Origin of the sequence: Breoghania corrubedonensis (genome assembly GCF_003053845.1) — a bacterium.
GTDB lineage: Bacteria > Pseudomonadota > Alphaproteobacteria > Rhizobiales > Stappiaceae > Breoghania > Breoghania corrubedonensis.
Genome location: NZ_QAYG01000007.1, coordinates 66,204 through 87,538, shown reverse-complemented (window position 1 = coordinate 87,538; position 21,335 = coordinate 66,204). Strand labels below are relative to the sequence as shown.

Here is a 21,335-nt window from a genome sequence, read left to right as displayed (position 1 = left end):
GGGCTGCGGCGACAGCGGTCTCACGAAGGCAGGCGGCCGCAACGGGCATCCGCCCGCGAGCGGTGCATCGTCCCATTCGAAGCGCTCCGCCTCTGCAAACGCATTCGGCCGGACACGAGGTCCGGCCGAAAAGCGGTCTTTGTCGGATCGGACCGATCGGCCCGCGGGACAATGGGGAAAGGCCCGGCGCGAACCGGGCCCGCGAGCATCATGCGACCGGGGTCGGATCCATGATCCAGAACAAGATCAATGTGACGACGCCGACGGCCGCCAGGCAGGCGTAAGCCCCGATATATCCGCCGAGGTAAGTGAGCCCGAAGGCCAGAATGGCGAAGGAGCAGCACCTGATGATGCCCTGGATCGGCTGGATGAGGGCAAAGGCCCGAACGAAGGCAGCCCGCGGGAACTTCTCCGCCACGATCGCCGTGGTCAGGTTGCTCGCCCCGCCGAAGCTGAGCCCCAGCATGCCGAGCGAGAGATAGAGGACCACCGGGCTCAGTTCGAACATGTTGAGGATGACGGCCACCAGCCACCACAGGGTGTAGAACAGGAGCCCGTTCTTGGTGCCGAACTTCTGGCCGATCCAGCCCCACATGTAGGCGCCGGGAACGCCGATCAGGGCGGAAACGGAGAGATAAAGGATCGCCTTGTCGAGCGAATAGCCAAGCGTCATCAGCCGCGGAACGAACTGGCTGAGAACGCCGACCAGCATCACGAAGATGCCGCCCGAGCCGAGCGCGATGAACCAGACATCCTTCATCTTCAAAAGCTGCCCGATGGTGAAGGGGCAGGCCTTGCTTTCCGCAGCCCCATTGCCGCCATCGGGAGCCGGCGCGACGACCGGCATGTTGTCAGGGGTCATCCCGCGTTCTTCCGGCGTGTTCTTGACCATCGCGAGCACGATGACGAGCTGCACGCCCAGCAGCGCCGAGATCGCCCAGAAGCCGGCCTGAACGCCAATGTGGACAAACAGATAGGCCAGCAGCGGCACGAAGACCACCGTGGAGAAGGTCTGCCCCATGGTGACCCAGCCGAGCGCCAGGTTCTTCTTGCCCGGGAACCAGTTGGCGATCAGCGCGAAGCCGCCCACATAGGCATAGCCCGAACCGAAGAAGCACACGCCGAAGAACAGGATCACGAAGCCCGGCACGGTGCCCCAGGTGCCCAGCATGCCGAAGCACAGGGCGCACATGATCAGGCTCATGACGATGGTGATCTTCGCGCCGAACTTGTCTGCGATCATGGCGCAGACGAAGCCGGCGATGACCGAGCCCCCGGAAGCAGGCGTCGCCCAGAACAGCAGCGTTGTGCGCGGGATGCCGAAATGCTCCGACAATGTCGGCACCATGATGTTGAGACCGTGGACCTGCACGCCCGCGCTGCCCCACAGCATGAATGCCTCGATAATGACGATCGACCACCCCCAGAAACCGAAGTTGCTCTTGGTGTCGATCGCACGCTTTTCCGGGACGCCCCCGGAAAGTGTACTTGCCTCGTCTGTCATCGACGTTCTCCAATAATCGGCACCTCGGGAGGTGCTGCGTGTTGAACTGTGTGGCCTTCCGAGGCCCGGATTGAGGTCGCACTCCGGGTGTCCGCGCACTTCGCGTGCGCGGGGAAAGACCGCTTAGCGATTGAAACAAAAGGCGTTCAGGTCACCGGTTCGAGATCGACCAGCCAGATCAGGACGATCGACACGATCGCGATGACCAGCAGGACGGCGTAGGCTCCGGAAAACCCGCCCAGATAGGTCAGCCCGAAGGCCAGGATGGCGAAGGCGCAACTGCGGATGATCGACTGGATCGGCTGCACGACCCCCCAGGCCTTGACGAAGGCTTGCCGAGGGAACTTCTCCGCAACGATGGACATCGAGAGATTGGTGGCCCCGCCGAGCGCCTCACCGATCATCAGCAGGGAGATCCACAGGGTGACCTCGTTCATCGCGACGATGTTGAGAACGAGGGCGATGGCGTACCACGAGAGATAGGCGATGGAGCACCACTTGACGCCGATCCGCTGGCTCAGCCATCCCCACAGGTAGGCGCCCGGAACGCCGACCATCGCCGCGATCGACATGTAGATGATCGCGGTTTCCTGATCGATGCCCGTCGCCATCATGCGCGGGACGAACTGGCTGAGCAGCCCGACGACGACCACATAGACGCCGCCGAAGGCAAGGCCCATGAACCAGACGTCCTTCATCTTGAGCAATTGCCATGTGGTGAATTCGGCGGTGTAGGTTTCCTGTTCGCGCCGGCTCTCCTCCAGCTCCCGCGCGCTCATCTGCACGTTGTCCGGCGCGCATCCGAAGTCTTCCGGCTTGTCCCTTACGAAGAACAGGACGACGACGAACATCACTGCCATCAGCGCGGTAATGCCCCAGAACCCGCGCGCCACGCCGAAGGTCGCGAACATGAAGGCCAGGTAGGGCACGTAGGTGGCGGTGGAGAAGGTCTGTCCCATGGTGGCCCACCCCAGCGCCAGCCCCTTCTTGCGCGGAAACCAGGTGGCGAGCAGCGCCGGTCCGCCGATATAGGCAAAGCACGTGTCGAAGAAGCAGATGATCGAGAAGAGAACGAAGAACCCGGTGGTCGTCGTCCAGGTGCCGAGCAGACCGAAACTCACGCCGCCGACGCACAGGCTCGTCAGGATGAGGAACTTCGCGCCGCGCCTTTCGCACACATACGCGCCCACGTAGCCTGCCACGATGGACGCCCAGGTGGCCGGCGTCGCCAGCGCCAGCAGGACCGTGTGGTCAAGCCCGAACGCCCCCGACAGCGCCGGCAATATGATGTTCATGCCATGAACGACGGAGCCGCTGCTTATCCATAGCAGCGCCGCCTCGATGAAAATGATCGTCCATCCTCGGCCGCCAAAATTGCTCTTCCTGTCCACCGGCGACACTCCGGTGGAAGCGGAATTCTGGACCATTGCCACATTTATTTGCGTTTCCATCATTGCGGCCCATTTTTATTATTGTCATGAAGAAGTCGATTGCTACCGGGCAGCACATGTGGATGCACTCGTGCGGCGTTCCGCCTTGAGATGATCCCACCCGAGGCAAAGCACTCGGAATGAGTGACGGCAAAGGCTGCAAGCCGAGGACCAGCAGAAACGACGATGACGGTTTGCCTTCTTCCATGTCGTTGGGAGCGCACGCCGAGCACCGGCCGGCACTGCGGGAGAAGTCTGTCACTTTCAGCCGAACGCTTTGAAAAACGACTTTCACATCGTATTTCTCATCTATGTATTCAGACTTCCGGACTCACCAGTTCCGATGTTTAATTATATATATCGATTATTTTTCCGGTAATTCTTTTTCCGAAAATGGATATTCACGCAAGACATAACCGAATACGACGTAATGCAATGCCAAGTACAGGATCGGAAGCGCTGACGGGAATACGAAAGCGAGCGGCCACGCAGATTCGGGCCTGATTGAATCGGCCCGGTCGGCGAGAATGTGTGCAGGATGTCAGCTTGGAGCGTGTCCCGCTCCGGCTGGCTATGTGCCGTCAGGCACGGCCGACAAGAGCATTCGCACTGCGCAAGGGTGAGAGACCGCCAGACTGGAAAGCCTCGTGGAGGACGACCTCCCGTCCGGCGGGGAACGGACTTTGCGGCGCGAGACTGTGTTCCTGCGAAAACGCGCTCAATTCCTTGACGAACACGTCGATGCAGGGGTTCCGGTTCTCCCGCTCCCAGATCAGATCGATATCGAACTTGCAGTCTTCCTCATCGAGCCACACCAGTGTGGAGTTGGGCGACATGAGGTCGGAACAATGCCGCGGCAGGATGACGACCGCCTCTTCATGGATATCCTGATAGAAGCAACATGTCTTCAGGTTGGGGCATTCGATCTCGATTCTGTCCTTGTAGCCGTAGCGCTCGAGAAAATGAGCGTTGCATTCCCCGGAACGCGGTGAGAGCTCGCGACTGGTGGCGATCACCGGCCATTTCGCCGCCTCGTGGATGGAAACGCTCGCACGCTGCGCCAACGGGTGGTTCTTGTTGACCGCGATGCACATGCGATCCTCGAACAGATGAAGGTGCCTTACCGACGCAATGGTTTCCGCAACCCCGTGCGGACGGATAACGAAGGCCAGATCGCATGTGTGTTTCTTGATTGCCTCGGGAACCGCATCGAGTTCGCTGTCACAGCATTCCACGGTGATATCGCCATGGTTCCTGCGGAAGGTGCCCAGGAACGAAGACAGGAAGCTGCGCGTCGCCTCGCCGAGATAGAGAACGGAGAGCTTGCCGTTGCCCAGCCCCTTGGCCGCGCGCACCGCAAGTGTCAGGGATTCGAACTGGGCGATGATTTTCTTGGATTCTTCCAGCATGAGCCTGCCGGCGAGTGTCAGTTCCACCTTGTGGGTGTTCCTGTTCAGCAGCCGGACCTGAAACTGCTCCTCCAGATACTTGATGTGACGACTGAGCACCGGCTGCGTCATGTTCAACTGCTCGGCTGCCCGGCTGAAATTCAGGTGTTCGGCCAGAACCTCGAACTCGCGGAACAGTTTCAATTCCATTTAGCCGCTCTCCCCTCGCCAACACTGTGATGCCGAGATTATCGATATCCGTACCTGCGCATTTTCCAATTCCGGGCCGATATAATCACATTTGCAACGTAAACTGAACACGAGCCAAGTGCGACTTTTAGGTCGCGAACCAGACAAGACCAATGGCGGTTTGATTTATATCAATAATGAATGTGCATTTATTTTGGATATTTGGCATGAAACGTAAACTTTTTCATTTGAATGACTGTATTCGGCAGGATCTCTCTGATGGTCCGATAATATGAGGGCGCGAATTATATTAGAGTGATCCTTCACTCTTCATTGGCCGAGTCTTCAGGATGTCCGTGGCTCCCATGGATCGATATTGCGAGCGAGCACGCGTTCATTGAACTTGCCGCCACCGTCCGCACCTCGCGAAAACCGTCCCGTCGATGAGCTTGCCGCCGCCCGCGCATAGCTCTTGGCCGCCCTCTAATCTTCCCGAAGTGCACGGTTGAACTGGTCGGACAGCGGCTTGATAAGGTAGCTCAGCACGGTTCGGGACTTCGTTTCGATGAAGGCTTCCACCGGCATGCCCGGCAACAGCTGAAGCGCCCCCAGCCGCGCCAGTTCGGCTTCCGAAATCGTGATCTCCACCCGATAGAACGGCCGTCCCGTCTTCTCGTTGACGATGCTTGCCGGCGAGATGTTGGTGAGCACGCCGAAGATCTCCGGCGTCGTGCGTTGGTTGAAGGCCGGGAACCGGATGGCCGCCGTCTGCTCGCGGTAGATCTGGTCGATGAATTGCGGCTGGACGGCGACCTCCACCTCCAGCCCGCCGCCAACGGGAATAAGCTGCATCAAGGTGCCGCCGGGTGGCACCACGCCGCCGATCGTGTGTACGTTCAGCTCATGCACGATGCCGTCGATCGGCGCGCGAATATCGACACGTTCGAGCTGCTTATCCGTCGCCACGATCTGCTGCACGAGATCATCCACCGTGGTTGACGCCTCGCGCAGCTCGGAGAGCACCTGTTCGCGGAACTGGCGCTCGACCTGAAGGATTGAGATTTCCGTCTCGCGGATGGAATTCTCGATGCGCGCCAGATCGGCCCGATGCTCCGAGATCTGGCCGACAAGATTGGCGCGCGCACGCGCCTGCGCCATCACCCGCGTCCTCGACGTGAGCCCCTTTTCCTCAAGCGTGCGCAGACCCGCCAGCTCCTCCTCGATGAGCGAGAGCTGTTCCTGCTTGGCCGCGATCTGGCCCTTGACGCCCGCGATCTGATTGGCAAAGCGCGCGATCTTCTCGCGCTGCTGCGCAATCTCGCCTTCCCGCGTCGCCCGGCGGGCCTCGAAGATCTTGCGCTGCCCCTCGCGATGGATCTCATCTTCGCCGCCCAGCCCGTAGGTGCGCACAAGCGCGTCATCGAACACGATCACATCGAGCCCGTCGCGCTCGGCCTGTAACCGGTCTCGCCGCGCTGCTGCCTCGCGCAGGCGGTTGCGCGCGATTTCGAGCGTTGCCCGCAGCAGCGTTTCATCGAGCCGCACGAGAACGTCCCCGGCCTTCACCAGGTCGCCGTTCTCCACCTCGATCGCTTCCACGATGCCGCCGTCCAGATGCTGCACGGATTTCGCCTTGCCGCGCACGATGACGGACCCTTCCGCCACCACCGCCCCCGACAGCGAGGCGAAGGCCATCCAGCCGAAGCCGCCGGCAAACAGCAGCACGAAGGCCACGAGCCCGACGATCACCGCCGTGCGATAGCCGGTGCGCGCAGCGCGCGCGGGTTCTGTCCTGCCCATACCGCTACCCCGCAGCCATGCGCGTGACCTTGCGCAACACGTCGGCCTTGTCGCCGAATTCCTTCATCGTGCCGCCGGCCAGCATCGCCACCTTGTTGACCGCCGCGATCGCGGAAGGCCGGTGCGCCATGACGATGACCACGGACCCGGCCCCGCGCATCGCCTCGATCGCCGCCGTCAACGCGGCATCGCCATCGGCATCGAGATTGGAGTTCGGCTCGTCAAGCACCACCAGCCTGGGCCCGCCATAGAGCGCGCGGGCGAGCCCTATGCGCTGGATCTGGCCGCCGGAAAGCGGTCCGACGCGCTCGCCGACCAGCGTGGCGTAGCCCTCGGGAAGCCGCAGGATCATGTCGTGGACGCCGGCGATCTTCGCGGCGCGCACGATCTCGCCATCCTCGGCCTGCGGATCGAACCGCGCGATGTTCTGCCGGATCGAGCCCGGCAACAATTCGACCGTTTGCGGCAGATAGCCGATATGGCGGCCAAGCGCTTCGCGCTCCCAATGCTCCAGCGAGGCACCGTCGAGGCGCACGCTCCCCACATCCGGCTTCCAGGCGCCGACGAGAAGCCGCGCCAGGCTCGACTTGCCACAGGCCGAAGGTCCGATCACCCCGAGCCCGTCGCCCGGCTCAAGATCGAAATTCACATGCGACAGGATGGCCCGCCGCCGGCCCCCCTCATCAACGGAAGAGGCCGACGCGGTTTGGGGCACGAACTGGGTCGCGATGCGCACCTGCAGATGACCTTCGGGCTGCGGCAGCTGCAACGGCGCCTCGCCGGCGCCCGTCCCCGCCAGATGCCCTTTCAGCCGGCGATAGCTTTGCCGCGCCCGCACGATCGAGCGCCACTGGCCGATGACCTGATCGACAGGCGCGAGCGCGCGTCCGGAAATGATCGAGGTGGCGACGATCATGCCGGGCGTGATTTCCTGATGGATCGCCAGCCACGCGCCCAGCCCGAGGATGGCGGATTGCAGCAGCAACCGGGCCGATTTGGAGAGGGCGGAAAGCACTTCCGCCCGTTCGCCGCCGGTCTGCGCACGCTGTGCGCCCTCGGCATGGATCGCCTGCCACTGGCCGGCGATATGGCCGAGCATGCCCATGGGCACGATCGTTTCCGCATTGCGGTGGCTCTGGTCGGCGAACCGGCCTTCGGCCAGCTCCGACGCCATCGCCTGGCCGAGCGGCTTTCGCGTCAGGAATTCCGTGGCAAGCGCCAGTGCAGCGACGAACAGCGCCCCGGCAAGCGCCAGCAGGCCGAGATAGGTGTGAATGAGGAAGACGATCGCCAGATAGAGCGGCATCCACGGCAGGTCGAAAAGACCGGTAAGACCGGGACTGCCGAGAAAGGAGCGCAGCACCGCCATGTCCTGGACCGGCCTGCCAACCGGCCCCGTGTTCCCCTGTCCACTTCCGGAAATCCCGCGAGCGACATAGGTGCGGAAATTCAGCGGCCCGAGCCGGTCGTCAAGCCAGTAGCCGGCGCGCGACAGCACGCGGGTGCGGATCGCCTCGAACAGGCCGAGAAACAGGAACAATCCCCCAACGAGACCGGCGAGCGCGACGAGCGTGGGTACAGAACGGCTGGTCAGCACCCGGTCGTAGACCTGCAGCATGAACAGCGGGCCCGTCAGCATCAGGAGATTGATGGCCAGCGAAAAGACGCCGACGCTGACGAAGGCACCGCGCAGCGCCGAGATCGCCTCCCGCAAGGGATTGTTGTGTTCATTCATCCCGACAGACCGTAATTCCATCAACGCGGCATGCGCCAGCCCCGGAAAACCTGCGGACCGAACGTGAGCAGACCGACGAATGCCCCGTCCCGCAGGCGCGATGACCATGATCGCACCGAACGCGTTAACAGCTATCAGAATATTTCCAGATGTAACCGAAGAAATACTGTCCCGCTGGCCGTGGAGGCCCACTTTTTCAAAGCGAGACCGCCACCGGGCGTTTCTCTCGCATCATGATGCGACCCGGAAGGGTCGGGCCATCGCCGATAATTTATCCACCACGAAGAACCGGCGGGAGTGCTCGCGTGCAGCCTCCTCCGCGCCCGCAATCCACATCCCAATTGCCGCACGCCGTCTCCCGGCGGACGAATCTGGTATCCCCTGAATATGGCAACCGCCCCTTGCGACGCGGCCCGCTGGCCCTTGCCTGCGGCCGGACGCGATTTCATCAATAGCGAAGAGACCGGCCCTGCCGGCATCGAACAATGGACCATCTGATCGCCGAACCCGCTCCCGCAACACATGGTGCGGTTCTCACCCTGTTCGAACCCGGCGAAGCCGCCGGTCGGTTTGGCGATATCGAACATCTGGCAGGCGAAGTGGCGGCGGGCCGAAGACCGCCATCAGTCGTTTTCTGGCGTGCTGCCAGGGCGCTGACAGTCACGGACGCGCAAACCCGTCTGCCCGGCTTTGCCGCGGCCCGCAAGCGGTTGGGGCACGACGGCTGGCCAATCGTGGTCAGGAAAAGCGGTGGCGGCGCCTTCCCCGTCGAGCCGGGGACCTTGCAGATCTCGCTGCTGACACCGCGCGATACGCCGGGCCTCTCCTTCGATGCCCTCCATTGGCGACTGGCGAATCTCATCCAGCTGGCGCTGGTGAACCTCGGTGTGCCGAGCGAGATCCGCGAGGTGGGACGCGCCTTCTGCCCCGGCCGCTTCGATGTCGCCGTGGGCGATCAGAAGATCGCCGGGCTGTCGCAGGCCGGGTCAGTCAACGGCGCGGTTGTCGCGGATGCCTCGATCCTCATCGACGAAGATCCGAATGACGCCGCGGTGGCCGTCAACCTGTTCAACGCGCTAACCGGCTCCAGCCAGCGTTGCGACCCAGCGGCCGGCCTCGCACTCCATGACCTGACGCGCGCAAGCATGGAAGCGATCTACGGCGCCTTCCTCGCCGCCGCCGAACTGCCGGCGAGATAGCCGAAGGCGATCGCCGTCAGAAGACCGTTGCCCGACAGATAGCCCGAAACCTCGGGCCCCGACACGCCGCAGGCGGCCCCGCCGCCCGCATGGAGGTTCGCGAATGCGTGGCCTTCGGTGTCGAGCACGCGGGCATCATCATTGATCATCAGACCGCCCTGGGTGTGAAACAGTGCGCCGGTGACCTTGACCGCATAAAAGGGCGCGGCAAGCGCCGGCTTGCCGGTGAAATCGCGGCCGAACGGATCCGCCGTCTCGCCACGCTGGCAACGCGCGACCTCTGCGAAGGTCTCGGCAAGCGCATCCGCCGGCAGGCCTATGACGGCGGCAAGGCCCGCCACGCTTTCGCCTTCCCGGATGGCGCCGACATCGAGCGCATCGCAGTAGTCGGGGAACCCTTGCGCGAACCGATGCAGGCGGTCGTCGTAGACGTTCCAGGCGATGCCGCCGGGCTGGGCCAGCACGTTGACCGCCTGTTCCGAATAGCCGCCGTGCTCGTTGGAAAAGCGCTGGCCTTGCGTATTCACCTGAAAGCCGCCCTCCATCATCAGCGCCCAGGAGATGAGAATTCCGTGCGGATGGGCGAGCGACCCGTGGCCCTGATAGCCTGACAGATGCCGAAGCTCCGCGCCGATCTGCTCGCCCCACAGCACCGCATCGCCCTCGTTGCCTTCGTGGCCGTAGTAAAGGCCGTCGGCGATTTCCGGGATGAACTTGGCGACAAGCTCCCGGTTGCCGCCGAAGCCGTTGCAGGCGAGCACCAGCGCACCGCAGCCGATGATTTCGCTCGCCCCGTCCGGCCGCGTGACCTCAACCGCCTCGATGCGGTTTCCCTCATTGGCAAAGAGCGTGGTGGCGCGGGCCTCCGTCACGATGGGAATATCGGCGGCCTCCGCTGCGGCGATCAGGCGGGCGAGCAGCGCCTCCCCGGTCTTTTCCGGCACCGCGTGCATGCGATGGCGGCTGTGACCGGGATAGAGGAAGTCATCGAGCACGAGCCATTCGAGCCCGTGCGCACGGCTGAGCCATTCGAGCGCGGGGCCGATGGTTTTCGCCGCAAGCCTTGCGAGCGCCGGCTCCGACTTGCCCTTGGATTTCGCCATGATATCGGCGGCAAAGCGCTCCGGCGTGTCGTCGGCAACACCGATGGCGCGCTGAAAGCGGGTGGCGGGCGCAGGCACGAAGCCGGACGACATGGAGGTGGACCCGGTGGGCGAGGCATCGCGCTCGACGACGATCGCCTCCGCGCCCGCATCACGCGCCTTAAGCGCCGCGACGAGACCGCAGGCGCCCGCCCCGATGACCAGAACGTCGGTTTCGACATCGAGCCGCGGCGGCGCTTCGCGGGAAACGCGCGGGCTCATGTCAGAGCGCCTCGATGAACGCCACTGCCTCGGCGCAGGTCATCGGCGTGGCGATGGTGGAAAGATCGGCGATTGCCGCGTCGTGCGTCGCCTGCTTGAAGGCGCCGCAGCCATCGGTGAGGATCGCTGTTGCAAAGTCACGCACATGCGCATCGCGCAGCGTGGAGGCGACGCCGCCATTGGTGACGATGCCTGAGAAGATGAGCGTGTCGATGCCGGCCTTCTTCAAGACCCATTCCAGCCGCGACATGTAGAAGGCGGAATAGGCGACCTTCTCTACGGTGAGGTCGGCCGGCTGGAGGTCATCGAGAAGCTGGTGCCCCCATTGACCGGGGCAGAAGTCGTTTTTCCTGAGGAAGGGTCGCAGTTCCTTCAGGTGCGGGGAGATGAAGGGCTCGCCGGCCTTGCCCGGCACCAACGTGAACTGGGTGGAGATGACCCATCCGCCTTTTGCGCGAAGGGCGTCCGCCACCGGTTTCACGCGCGCCGGCAGCGCCGCGATCATGTCCGACGTCGCCCCGCCGCGCGCATAGGCGCCGTCGGGATGGACGAAGTCGTTCTGCAGATCGACGATGACGAGGCCGGTGCGGGAAGGATCGAGATTTTCGAGGGACATGAAAAGCGTGCCTTGTTTCCGTGGACGCGGGCTCGCTCCCCTCTCCCCCCTTGCGGGGGAGATGTCACGCATCGCGTGACAGAGGGGGGTAAAGCCGCTTGTTCCGAACCTGCCGCCTTACCCCCCTCTGTCGGCTGACGCCGACATCTCCCCCACAAGGGGGGAGAAGGGTGCAAGATCAACATTCACGGTGTCACTCCGCCTTGATCACCAGGTTGCCGAACGGGTCCACCGTCGCGACAAGCCCGGGATCGACAAAGATCGTGGTATCCGCCTGTTCCAAGAGCGCCGGACCCTCGATGGTCGCGCCGACTTCCAGCTGAAGCCGCTCGTAGACGCCGGCCTCATGGAAAGCGCCGTCGACATAGACCTGCCGCGTGCCGATCCGGCAAGCTTGCGCCGGTTTGCCGTCGACAGGCGCGAAGACGCCCATGTCGAGTTGCGGGCGGCGCCCGATGACGGCGATGCGGTAGTTCATCACCCGCATCGGGATGCCGTCGAGAAGCCGGCCGTAGGCCTCGCGGTAGGCCGCCTCGAAGGCGTCACGGATCGCCTCACGGGTAAGCCCCCCGGCCGGCATGTCCAGAGCGACCGAAACGGTGTGCGTCTGGCCGACATAGAGCATGTCGAACTCGTAGACCCGGTCGATGGCCGAAAACGCGATGCCGGCGCTCCGAAGCAGCGTCTCGGTTTCGTCCGCCACCGCCTTCATCTCGCGGCCGAGCGCTTCTGCGTCGATCTCATCCAGCGTACGGTTGACCGTCTGCACCTTGTCGTGGCGCATGTCGGCGACGACACAGCCAAGCGCCGAGGTGACACCCGGGAACCGCGGCACGAGTGCGGAGGAGAGCCCCACTTCCTTGATGAGCGCACCGGTATGGAGCGACCCGCCGCCGCCAAACGGCATGGCGGAGAATTTCGCCGGATCATGCCCCTTCTCGATGGAGACAAGGCGGATGGCGCCGGCCATCTTGGCGTTGGCGAGCTTCAGGATCGCTTCCGCCGCCTCCTCGATGCCGAGGCCGAGCGGACGGGCGATGTGCGTCTCGATGGCCTTGCGGGAGGCATCGATATCGAGCCGCGCAAGCTTGCCGCCGATGGGCCGGTCGGGGTTGATGCGGCCGAGCACGACATTGGCGTCCGTCACCGTCGGGCGGTCGTTGCCGAGCCCGTAACACACCGGTCCGGGATCGGAACCGGCCGATTCCGGCCCCACCTGCAACAGCCCCGACTTGTCGACCGAGGCGATGGACCCGCCACCCGCGCCGATCGTGGTGATCTCGATCATCGGCGTGCGCACGACCATGCCGAACTCGATCGAGGTCTGGGCGGCAAGCGCCGCCTCGCCGGCCGCGATCAGCGAGACGTCGAAGGACGTGCCGCCCATGTCGCACGTGATGATATTGTCAAAACCCGCCGCCTTGGCGATGGCGGTCGCGGCGATGACGCCAGCGGCCGGGCCCGAAAGCGCGGTGCGCACCGGATATTCCTTCGCCGTCTCCACCGACATGACGCCGCCGTTCGACTGCACGATCAGGATGTCGCCGGCAAAGCCCTCAGCCGCGAGACCCTTTTCCAGCCGGTCGAGATAGGAGGAGACGACCGGTTGCAGATAGGCGTTGAGCGTCGCCGTCGACAGCCGCTCGAACTCGCGGATCTCCGGCAGGATCTCGGTTGCGGCGGTGACGTAGGCATTCGGCCAGACCGAGCGCACAGCCTCGACCGCGCGGCGCTCGTTGTCGTTGTTGGCGTAGCCGTTGATGAAGAACACGCAGACCGCCTCGCAGCCTGCGTCGGCCAGCGCCTTCGCCTGCGCCTTCACCTGCTCCTCGTCCACGACCTGCAGCACCGAGCCGTCGGCGAGGACGCGTTCCGACACCTCGACCCGGTCGGGGCGTTCCACCACCGGCGTGAACGCGCCCTTGAGGCCCCACGTCGTCGGCCGGTCGCGACGGCGCATTTCCAGAACGTCGCGGAAGCCTTCCGTGGTGATGATGCCGGTGCGGGCCCCTTTGCGCTCAAGAAGCGCGTTGGTGCCGACCGTGGTGCCGTGCACGACGGTGGAGATCGCGGAGAAATCGTCGACCTTTCGGCCGATGCCTTCCACGAAGCCCTTGGACTGGTCGCCGCGCGTCGACGGGATCTTGGTGATCACGACCTCGCCGGTGGTCTCGTCCAGAATGAAAACATCGGTGAAGGTGCCGCCGACATCGACGCCGATCACATATGAGGGACCGCTCATTGGGCAGCCTCCTGGGTACGCAGGGATTGGGTTGCGGTCTGATCGACCGAGCCGTCGGCCTTCAGCACGACGGCATAGTCGGCTTCAGCCCGGTCGCGCGAGACGAAGCCGAGACGGACATCGCGGGCCACGGCTTGCGGGTCCCTATCATGGGCATCGCCGTAGCCGCCGCCGCCGGGGCTGTCGAGGCGCACCCGTTGGCCGCGATCGATGCCAATCCCGACGATTTTCGAGACCATCGGCGGGACGTGTTCGCCATCGTTCTGCTGGTAGTGGAAGACGTTGCGCGCGCCCGGTCCGCCGCCGAGGATGCCCGGAGGCGCGAACTTGCCGCGCTCGCCGAACAGGAACACGTCGGCGTGCTTTTCCAGAAGCTCGATCTCGTAGGTGGCCCCCAGTCCGCCGCGATACTGCCCGGCGCCGCCGGAATCCGGCCTCAGCGACCATTGCGTGAAGCGCACCGGATAAGCGGCTTCCAGAATTTCCAGCGGCGGAATGGTGGCGGTCGAAATCGGCGCATTGCCGTGGTTGAGACCGTCGCCGGCCCCGTGCGCGCCATGACCGCCGCCGAAGAACGAGAACATCACCCAGCGCCGGCCGTCCTCACGGTGGCCGGCGAGCGACAGCGCGTTGATGGTGCCGTAGGCCGGCGCCATCGCGTCTTGCGGCGCGAGCTGCGCGATCGCCTCGAAGATCACGTCGATGAGCCGCATGATCGTCTCGGTGTAGCCGCCCACCGGCTTGGGTGCCTTGACGCTGAGAAGCGACGCCTCGTCGATGACGAAATCGACCGGCTCCAGAACGCCGGCATTGGCCGGAACATCACCGAAGACGTGCTTCAGCGCGACGTAGCAGGCCGCGATCGTGGTGGCGCGGGAAATGTTCACCGGTCCCATGCAGGCCGGCGAAGAGCGAGAGAAGTCCATCACCATGCGCTCGCCGTCGATGGTGAGGTCGAGCGCGATCTTCAACGGCGCGTCGGAATTGCCGTCATTGTCGAGGTAATCCTCGGCCGATACGGTGCCGGCGGGAAGGCTCGCGATCTGCGCCCGCATCATCTGCGCGGCGCGGGCCTTCAGCTCCACAAGGCACTCGGCGACGGTCGCATCCATATACTCGTCGAGAAGATCGGCCATGCGCTTCTCGCCGAGGCTCAGCGCGTTGATCTGGCCGTTGAGATCGCCGTAGAGCGACAGCGGCAGGCGGGAATTGGCCGACAGGATATCGACCACGTCCTGCCGGAATTCGCCCCGGTCATAGAGCTTGACCGGCGGGATCAGCATGCCTTCCTGGAAGCACTCGGTGGCGGCCGGGTTGTAGTTGCCCGGAACGTTGCCGCCGACATCGTGCCAGTGGCCGACGGAGGCGAGGAAGCAGAAGAGCTTGCCATCGCGGAATACCGGCTTCACCAACCGGAAGTCGGACAGATGCGTGCCGCCCTCGTAAGGATCGTTGAAGATCCAGACGTCGCCCTCGTGGACGCCGCCCTGGCGGGCCGCCTTGTCGATGACGGCCTTGACGGCGAAGGCCATGACGCCGACGAAGATCGGCAGGCCGGACTTGCCCTGCACCAGCGTCTCTCCGGTCGTCGCGTCATAGATGCCGTGCGAGGCATCGTGCGCTTCGGCGATGATCGGGTTGAAGGCGGAGCGGAACAGCGTCGCGTCCATCTCGTCGGCGATCTGCTCCAGCCGGCCTTTCAGGATGGCCAGCGTTACGGGATCGATACTCATTGCGCGCCCTCTCCGTCGTAGCGCTTGCCGGTGACGAGCAGGTCGTCCGTGCCGAGGACCTCGTTCAGTCCGGCAAAATCGAACATGCGGTCGCGAAATTTCTGGTTGGAGCCGTTGGCGACCAGATTGGCGTAGTAGTCGCGCGCGGTGACGGCCAGTGCGCGTACGATTCCGCCGGGAAAGATCACGAAGGAGAAGCCGAGGGCTTCGAGGCCGGCGGCGTTGACGATCGGCGTCTTGCCGCCCTCCACCATGTTGGCCATCAGCGGCACGCGGCCCCTGAAGCGCTTCAGAATCTCCTCGATCTCGCCCATCGACTGCGGCGCCTCGATGAACAGCATGTCGGCGCCAGCCTCGACATAGGCCTCGGCCCGGGCGAGAGCCGCCTCGAAGCCCTCCACGGCGATGGCATCGGTGCGGGCGATGATCAGCGTTTCCTGCGAGGCGCGCGCATCAACGGCGGCGCGGATCTTGCCGGCCATCTCGGCCGTCGGGATCACCGACTTGCCGTCCAGATGCCCGCAACGCTTGGGCAAGGTCTGGTCCTCAAGCTGCAGGGCATTGGCGCCCATGCGCTCGAAGACGCGCACCGTGCGCTGGACGTTGAGCGCGTTGCCGAAGCCATTGTCCGCATCAACGATCAGCGGCACGGAAATGCGGTCGCGCACGGCCGCAATCGTGTCCGCGACTTCCGCCATCGAGACGAGCCCGATATCGGAGCGGCCGAAGCGGGTATAGGCGATCGACGCGCCGGAAAGGTAGACCGCCTCGGCACCCGCCTGCTCGGCGATCAGGCCGGTAAGGGCGTCGTAGACACCGGGGGCGAGCAGGATTTTCTCCTCGCTCAGCCGACGTTTGAGGCTCATGAGCCTGCCTCCTGTTGGATCGGTCCGCGATGGGAACGGCCGATCGTCTTCCACTATTAGAGCCGGTTGATCCGGCCCGGATCAGCGCTCCGGTCAGCCTTGGGCCGCGAAGCGCTTCTTGAGGTGCGGCACGAGCCCGCCATCGGCGAGCATGGCCTTCAGATTGTCGGGCAAGGGCTCCAGCGGAACCGTTTTCCCGGGAAGCCGGAGTTCCCCGGCCGCGATGTCGAGATCGGCCGCCGCCCCGTCCTCCACACCCGCCAGATCGTTTGCGATCATGACGGGCAGACCGAGATTGATGGCGTTGCGATAGAAGATGCCGGCAAAGGAACGGGCGACGACACCGGCGACGCCAAGCCGCTTCAGCGCCTCCGCCGCCTGCTCGCGCGACGAGCCCATGCCGAAATTCGTGCCCGCCACGACCACGTCGCCGGGCTTCACTGTCTTCGCAAAATCCGGCCGGATGCCTTCCAGGCAATGGGCGGCGATCGCCTCGATGCCGCCCTTCATGTATTCGCCGGGCGCCAGCTGGTCGGTGTCGACGTCGTTGCCGAAGAGAAAGACGCGGCCGCTCATGCTTCCGCTCCTTCATCGAGGAAAGGACGCGGATCGGAGATGCGGCCGACGATGGCGGATGCTGCAACCGTCAGCGGCGAACCGAGCCACACCTTGGAGGATGCAGCCCCCATGCGGCCCTTGAAATTGCGCGCCGTGGAGGAAATCGCGACGACGTCCTCGCCGAGCCGTTCGGTGCCGTAGCCCGCGCAGATGCCGCAGGCGTTGGGCAGGATCTTCGCGCCCGCCGCCTCGAAAACGGCCATGATGCCTTCCGCTTCCGCCCGGTCCTGATCCATGCGCGAGGCGGGCGCGACGGAGAGAGCGACGCCGGGCGCCAGCTTGCGGCCCTTCAGGATCGCGGCAGCCCCTCTCAGATCCTCGTATTTCGCGCCCGTGCAGGCGCCGATATAGGCGACCTCGATGAGCGTTTCGGAAATCTCCGTGACGGGCGCGGCGTTGGCCGGGGAATGGGGGGCTGCCGCCTGTGGTTCGAGCGTTGCCGCATCAAAAACGTGATGGGCGAGAAGCGCCGCGCCGGGATCGGTCTTCAGGCCCTGCCACGAACCCACATCCCCGCCGACGGAGCGGAGGAAGGCCGCAGTCGTCTCGTCGGGTTCGATAAGGCCCGCCTGACCGCCGAGTTCAGCGGCCATGTTCGACAGCGTCATGCGCTCCTGCATCGACAGCGCCGTTATCGCCTCGCCCGCATATTGCACGGCCTGGTACTGCCCGCCGTCCATGCCGAGCCTGCCGCACAGAGCCAGCATGATGTCCTTGGCGAGAACGCCGGGCTGCAGTCGGTTGCGCCATTCCACGAGGATCGTTTCCGGCACCTTCAGCCAGATCTCGCCGGTCGCCAGAACGCCGGCCATTTCGGTCGCGCCGATGCCGAACATGTAGGCGCCGAAGGCCCCGCCGGTCGGCGAATGGCTGTCGCCGCCCACCACCAGCATGCCGGGCTTCAGCCGACCGCTTTCCGGCAGCACCACATGGCAAATGCCGAGGCCGTCATGGAAGGCGACCTTGCGCTTCTGCGCCCACTGGCGGGTAAGCTCGAGGATGCGGGCGCCCTCGTCGGTGTCTCCGGGCACGAAATGATCGGAGATCAGCACGACCTTATCGGCATCCCACAGGCCAACGCCGAGATCCTGCAAGATCGGCTCCACCCGGCGCGGTCCGCCGGAATCGTGGATCATCGCCAGATCGACATTGACGGTGACCACCTCGCCGGGCGTGACGATCTCCCGTCCGGCCGCGCGCGCGATGATCTTCTGGGCGAGCGTGGAGGCCATCAGACAAGCCCCAGATAGGAGCGCTGCAGCTCGGGGTCGTCCATCAGCTCCGCCGATGTTCCCGACAGTGTGATGGCGCCGTTTTCCATGACGAAGGCGCGGTTGGCGATCTCCATCGATTGCAGCACGTTCTGTTCGACGAGAAGAATGGTCAGCCCCTCCCCGTTGAGCGTGGTGATCAGCTCGAACATCTCCTCCACCAGCAGCGGCGAGAGGCCGATGGACGGTTCGTCCAGAATGAGAAGCTCCGGCTCCGCCATCATTCCGCGACCGATCGCCAGCATCTGCTGCTCGCCGCCCGACAGCGTGCCGGCCTTCTGGTCGAAGCGTTCCGACAGACGCGGGAATACGGAGACGACATGCTCCATGTTCTTCGCCCGGTTGGCCCGGCCGCGCCGGTAGGACCCGAGTTCCAGGTTTTCGCGAACGCTCAGGTTGGGGAAAATGTGCCGGCCCTCCGGCACGTGGATCAGCCCCATGTCGATGATCGCGCGGGGCGACAGTTTCTGGATTTCGCGCCCCTTGAAGCGGATCGCGCCGCCCCAGCAGGACACGAGGCCCGTGAGGATGGAGGAAAGCGTGGTCTTGCCGACGCCGTTGGAGCCAAGCAGCGCGACGATCTCGCCGCTGGCGATATCGAGATCGACACCGCGCAAGACCTCCACCGCGCCGTAGCCGCCACGAAGGCCGGATATCTCGAGAAGCGTATCAGACATCGGCCTTCTCCCGGGCTGCGATGCGCTCCGCCATGCCCTTGCCGAGATAGGCCTCGATCACGTGGGGGTCGGAGACAACGTCCTTCGGCACTCCCTCCGCGATCAGTCCGCCCTGGTTGAGCACCCAGGTGTATTCGGAAAGGCTCATCACGGCCTGCATGACGTGTTCGATCAGGAGAATGGTGATGCCGCGATCCTTCACCGCCCGGATGACCGGAATGACATCGCGGATTTCGGATGGGTTGAGACCGGCCAGCACCTCGTCGAAGAGGATCAGCTTCGGCTCGGTGGCGAGCGCGCGGGCAACCTCCAGCCGCTTGCGGCCGGCGACGGTGAGCGAGGAGGCGTCCTGGTCGAGCCGGTTGCCGAGGCCGACCTCGCGCGCCACCTCCTCCGCCTTGGCCAGCGCGCCGCGACGCGAACGAATGCGCAGATGCGCGCCGACCGCGATGTTGTCGCGCACGGTCTGGCCGGCGAACGGCTTCACCACCTGAAACGTGCGGATCATGCCGCGCTCGGCGATCTCCTCCGGGGATGCTCCGGTGATGTCCTCGCCCAGGAACCGGATGGAGCCGGAATCGGGCTTGAGGAAGCCGGTGATCTGCGCAAACAGCGTGGTCTTGCCGGCACCGTTCGGCCCGATCAGGGAGGTGATCTTGCCGTCGGGCACGCTCAACGAAACGTTGCGCGAGGCGCGCACGCCGCCGAAGGTCTTGCAGATATTGGAGACCTCGAGCATCGCCTCAGGCATGTTCGGCCTCCTGCTTCTTCCGGTTTTGCGGCGCGGCTTTCCTGCGGATCAGCAATCCGGCAAGCCCGCGCGGCAGGAACAGCACCATCACGACAAGCAGCGCGCCATAGAGAACCAGGCTGATGCCGGGGACATCGCCGATGAGATCTCGCGAGACTTCCGAGATCGCGTGCAGCACGACCGCGCCCAGCAACGGCCCAAACAGCGTGCCGATACCGCCGATGATCGGCACCAGCAGGCTCTCGATGGAGACCGACGCGCCATAGGCGATATGCGGATCGAGATAGAGGAAATATTGCGCGTAGAAGACGCCGCCGAGGCCGGAGAAGAAGCCCGACAGCATGATCGCCCGAAGCTTGACGGAATAGGCGCGCACGCCGAGTGCACGGGCCGCGTCCTCGTTGTCGCGTACCGCCATGAGCTGCGCGCCGAAACGCGAGTTGCCGATCCAGCAGGCGGCCGCGAAGGCGCAAAGCGCCATCGCCCAGACGAGCCAGTAATAGCTGCCCTTGTCGGCGAACTGCAGATTGGACGGCGCGACCTGAAGCGGGATCAGCAGGCCGACGCCGGCGCCCGTGATCGGCACCGAATTCGACAGGATGCGCAGCACCTCTGCAAAGGCCAGCGTCACCAGCGCGAAGTAGGAGCCCTTGAGGCCGTAGCGAAACGTGGAATAGCCGATGATCGCCGCGACAACGACGGCGGCCAGCCCGCCGGCGAAGAGCCCGATCCACGGATTGATGCCGTATTGCACCTGCAGGACGGCGACGGTGTAGGCGCCGGTGCCGAAGAAGGCGGCATGGCCGAAGGAGAACTGGCCGCCATAGCCGCCGAGCATGTTCCAGGCCTGACCGAGCAGCGCGGAATAGAGCACCATGATCGCGATGTTGAGCCAGACGTCGGAGACGACGAAGAACGGCACCAGACCGAGCGCGGCAAAGACGGCGGCGAGGATGATAAGGGTTCGCATCGCCATCAAACCTTGTGTCCGAGAAGCCCTGTGGGGCGGAAGATGAGGACGACGATGAAGATCGCGAAGATGCCGATCTGGCCGAGGCTTTCGCCCAGGAACAACCCGCTCAGCGCCTCCACGACGCCGATGAAGAGCCCGCCGATGAGTGCGCCCACGAAAGACCCCATACCGCCGAGCACCACGATGGTGAAGGCGATCAGCACGAAGCCCTGCCCGACCTGCGGGCTGACGTAGTAGCTCGGCAGCAACAGGCAGGCGGCGACGCCCAGACAGGCGATGCCGAGGCCGAAGCTCATGGCGTAGACGTGATCGGCATTGATGCCAACGAGCGTCGCGCCCTTGCGTTCCTTGGCAAGCGCGCGGATGGCGCGGCCGAGATCGGTGAAGCTCATCAGCGCCCACAGGAGGCCCGCGGTGACGAAGGCGCCGATGAAGGCGAAGACCTTGGGCTCGGGAACGAAGGCGCCGATGATCTGCACCACCTCGAAGGAATAGGGCGTGTCGATGATGCGGGTATCGGACTTGAAGAAGAACAGCGCCAGGTTCTCGATGACGATGGAAAGCCCCAGCGTCACCAGCAGGATGTTCTCGTCGCGGCCATGGCCGGCACGGCCGATGATGCCGCGCTGCAGGGCGTAGCCGAGCGCGAACATCGCCGGCGGGACGATCAGCAGGCACACATACGGATCCAGCCCGAACCGGGTGTTGAGATAGTAGACCGCGTAAAGCCCGAGCATCAGCAGGGCGCCATGGGCGAAATTGATGATGTGCAGCACCCCGTAAATCAGGGTGAGCCCGAGCGCCACCAGCGCATAGAGCGCGCCCGTGGTCAGTCCGTTGAGGACCGAAGGAATGATGATCGCCAGGTCAGGCATGGCACTCACGATGAATTGGGAAAGGTGCCAGACGACGGCATTGCGCCGTCCGGCTTCAGGTGGATGGGACCACGTCTTGTTTTTCTGGTCCGGCTTCCCGTGCG

The 21,335-nt window shown here is 64.4% G+C and carries 17 protein-coding genes; 1 reads left to right on the top strand and 16 read right to left on the bottom strand.

The window, feature by feature from the left end; all coding sequences use genetic code 11:
• Positions 1-208: 208 nt before the first annotated feature.
• From C8N35_RS16955 to C8N35_RS16935, 5 genes are all read right to left on the bottom strand, one after another.
• Positions 209-1,504, bottom strand: coding sequence for an MFS transporter (locus tag C8N35_RS16955; protein ID WP_107990904.1), 1,296 nt, complete (start codon positions 1,502-1,504; stop codon positions 209-211).
• 146 nt (positions 1,505-1,650) lie between these two features.
• A complete protein-coding gene (locus C8N35_RS16950; RefSeq protein WP_245926831.1) occupies positions 1,651-2,895 on the bottom strand; it encodes an MFS transporter in 1,245 nt (414 codons plus the stop codon).
• A gap of 620 nt (positions 2,896-3,515) precedes the next feature.
• Entirely contained in the window at positions 3,516-4,532 is a 1,017-nt protein-coding gene (locus C8N35_RS16945) for a LysR family transcriptional regulator (RefSeq protein ID WP_107990902.1), read from the bottom strand.
• A gap of 462 nt (positions 4,533-4,994) precedes the next feature.
• Positions 4,995-6,311 (bottom strand): HlyD family type I secretion periplasmic adaptor subunit, encoded by a 1,317-nt coding sequence (locus C8N35_RS16940; protein ID WP_107990901.1) that lies wholly within the window; start codon positions 6,309-6,311, stop codon positions 4,995-4,997.
• Positions 6,312-6,315: 4 nt separating this feature from the next.
• Positions 6,316-8,046: a type I secretion system permease/ATPase gene (locus C8N35_RS16935; protein WP_107990900.1), complete on the bottom strand. Its 1,731-nt coding sequence runs from the start codon at positions 8,044-8,046 to the stop codon at positions 6,316-6,318.
• A 485-nt stretch (positions 8,047-8,531) separates the two neighbouring features.
• Here C8N35_RS16935 and C8N35_RS16930 point away from each other — a divergent pair, with 485 nt between their 5' ends.
• Positions 8,532-9,245: a lipoate--protein ligase family protein gene (locus C8N35_RS16930; RefSeq protein WP_107990899.1), complete on the top strand. Its 714-nt coding sequence runs from the start codon at positions 8,532-8,534 to the stop codon at positions 9,243-9,245.
• Here C8N35_RS16930 and C8N35_RS16925 read toward each other — a convergent pair.
• The 11 genes from C8N35_RS16925 to C8N35_RS16875 form a co-directional block, all read right to left on the bottom strand.
• Complete coding sequence (locus C8N35_RS16925; RefSeq protein ID WP_107990898.1) at positions 9,203-10,609, bottom strand: FAD-dependent oxidoreductase; 1,407 nt, start codon at positions 10,607-10,609, stop codon at positions 9,203-9,205. The genes C8N35_RS16930 and C8N35_RS16925 overlap by 43 nt on opposite strands.
• Position 10,610: 1 nt before the next feature.
• Complete coding sequence (locus C8N35_RS16920) at positions 10,611-11,225, bottom strand: cysteine hydrolase family protein (RefSeq protein ID WP_107990897.1); 615 nt, start codon at positions 11,223-11,225, stop codon at positions 10,611-10,613.
• Between the two features lie 193 nt (positions 11,226-11,418).
• On the bottom strand, positions 11,419-13,467 hold the full coding sequence (locus C8N35_RS16915) for a hydantoinase/oxoprolinase family protein (RefSeq protein ID WP_107990896.1): 2,049 nt from the start codon (positions 13,465-13,467) through the stop codon (positions 11,419-11,421).
• Complete coding sequence (locus tag C8N35_RS16910) at positions 13,464-15,200, bottom strand: hydantoinase B/oxoprolinase family protein (protein ID WP_107990895.1); 1,737 nt, start codon at positions 15,198-15,200, stop codon at positions 13,464-13,466. The genes C8N35_RS16915 and C8N35_RS16910 overlap by 4 nt, the downstream gene beginning before the upstream one ends.
• On the bottom strand, positions 15,197-16,066 hold the full coding sequence (locus tag C8N35_RS16905) for an isocitrate lyase/PEP mutase family protein (protein ID WP_107990894.1): 870 nt from the start codon (positions 16,064-16,066) through the stop codon (positions 15,197-15,199). Before C8N35_RS16905 ends, C8N35_RS16910 begins: the two co-directional genes overlap by 4 nt.
• Positions 16,067-16,159: 93 nt before the next feature.
• Positions 16,160-16,642 (bottom strand): LeuD/DmdB family oxidoreductase small subunit, encoded by a 483-nt coding sequence (locus C8N35_RS16900; protein WP_107990893.1) that lies wholly within the window; start codon positions 16,640-16,642, stop codon positions 16,160-16,162.
• Complete coding sequence (locus tag C8N35_RS16895) at positions 16,639-17,916, bottom strand: 3-isopropylmalate dehydratase large subunit (RefSeq protein WP_107990892.1); 1,278 nt, start codon at positions 17,914-17,916, stop codon at positions 16,639-16,641. The genes C8N35_RS16900 and C8N35_RS16895 overlap by 4 nt, the downstream gene beginning before the upstream one ends.
• Positions 17,916-18,632 (bottom strand): ABC transporter ATP-binding protein, encoded by a 717-nt coding sequence (locus C8N35_RS16890; RefSeq protein ID WP_107990891.1) that lies wholly within the window; start codon positions 18,630-18,632, stop codon positions 17,916-17,918. The genes C8N35_RS16895 and C8N35_RS16890 overlap by 1 nt, the downstream gene beginning before the upstream one ends.
• Positions 18,625-19,383: an ABC transporter ATP-binding protein gene (locus tag C8N35_RS16885; protein ID WP_107990890.1), complete on the bottom strand. Its 759-nt coding sequence runs from the start codon at positions 19,381-19,383 to the stop codon at positions 18,625-18,627. The genes C8N35_RS16890 and C8N35_RS16885 overlap by 8 nt, the downstream gene beginning before the upstream one ends.
• A complete protein-coding gene (locus tag C8N35_RS16880) occupies positions 19,376-20,359 on the bottom strand; it encodes a branched-chain amino acid ABC transporter permease (RefSeq protein ID WP_210203569.1) in 984 nt (327 codons plus the stop codon). The genes C8N35_RS16885 and C8N35_RS16880 overlap by 8 nt, the downstream gene beginning before the upstream one ends.
• On the bottom strand, positions 20,359-21,231 hold the full coding sequence (locus C8N35_RS16875) for a branched-chain amino acid ABC transporter permease (protein WP_107990889.1): 873 nt from the start codon (positions 21,229-21,231) through the stop codon (positions 20,359-20,361). The genes C8N35_RS16880 and C8N35_RS16875 overlap by 1 nt, the downstream gene beginning before the upstream one ends.
• Between the last annotated feature and the right edge of the window lie 104 nt (positions 21,232-21,335).

Bases quoted from the DNA above. Each gene is read 5' to 3' on its own strand.
- C8N35_RS16905 (WP_107990894.1), bottom strand. From the start codon at position 16,066: ATGAGCCTCAAACGTCGGCTGAGCGAGGAGAAAATCCTGCTCGCCCCC.
- C8N35_RS16925 (WP_107990898.1), bottom strand. From the start codon at position 10,609: ATGAGCCCGCGCGTTTCCCGCGAAGCGCCGCCGCGGCTCGATGTCGAA.
- C8N35_RS16955 (WP_107990904.1), bottom strand. From the start codon at position 1,504: ATGACAGACGAGGCAAGTACACTTTCCGGGGGCGTCCCGGAAAAGCGT.
- C8N35_RS16895 (WP_107990892.1), bottom strand. From the start codon at position 17,916: ATGGCCTCCACGCTCGCCCAGAAGATCATCGCGCGCGCGGCCGGACGG.
- C8N35_RS16880 (WP_210203569.1), bottom strand. From the start codon at position 20,359: ATGGCGATGCGAACCCTTATCATCCTCGCCGCCGTCTTTGCCGCGCTC.
- C8N35_RS16875 (WP_107990889.1), bottom strand. From the start codon at position 21,231: ATGCCTGACCTGGCGATCATCATTCCTTCGGTCCTCAACGGACTGACC.
- C8N35_RS16940 (WP_107990901.1), bottom strand. From the start codon at position 6,311: ATGGGCAGGACAGAACCCGCGCGCGCTGCGCGCACCGGCTATCGCACG.
- C8N35_RS16930 (WP_107990899.1), top strand. From the start codon at position 8,532: ATGGACCATCTGATCGCCGAACCCGCTCCCGCAACACATGGTGCGGTT.
- C8N35_RS16920 (WP_107990897.1), bottom strand. From the start codon at position 11,225: ATGTCCCTCGAAAATCTCGATCCTTCCCGCACCGGCCTCGTCATCGTC.
- C8N35_RS16900 (WP_107990893.1), bottom strand. From the start codon at position 16,642: ATGAGCGGCCGCGTCTTTCTCTTCGGCAACGACGTCGACACCGACCAG.
- C8N35_RS16910 (WP_107990895.1), bottom strand. From the start codon at position 15,200: ATGAGTATCGATCCCGTAACGCTGGCCATCCTGAAAGGCCGGCTGGAG.
- C8N35_RS16945 (WP_107990902.1), bottom strand. From the start codon at position 4,532: ATGGAATTGAAACTGTTCCGCGAGTTCGAGGTTCTGGCCGAACACCTG.
- C8N35_RS16915 (WP_107990896.1), bottom strand. From the start codon at position 13,467: ATGAGCGGTCCCTCATATGTGATCGGCGTCGATGTCGGCGGCACCTTC.
- C8N35_RS16935 (WP_107990900.1), bottom strand. From the start codon at position 8,046: ATGAATGAACACAACAATCCCTTGCGGGAGGCGATCTCGGCGCTGCGC.
- C8N35_RS16885 (WP_107990890.1), bottom strand. From the start codon at position 19,383: ATGCCTGAGGCGATGCTCGAGGTCTCCAATATCTGCAAGACCTTCGGC.
- C8N35_RS16890 (WP_107990891.1), bottom strand. From the start codon at position 18,632: ATGTCTGATACGCTTCTCGAGATATCCGGCCTTCGTGGCGGCTACGGC.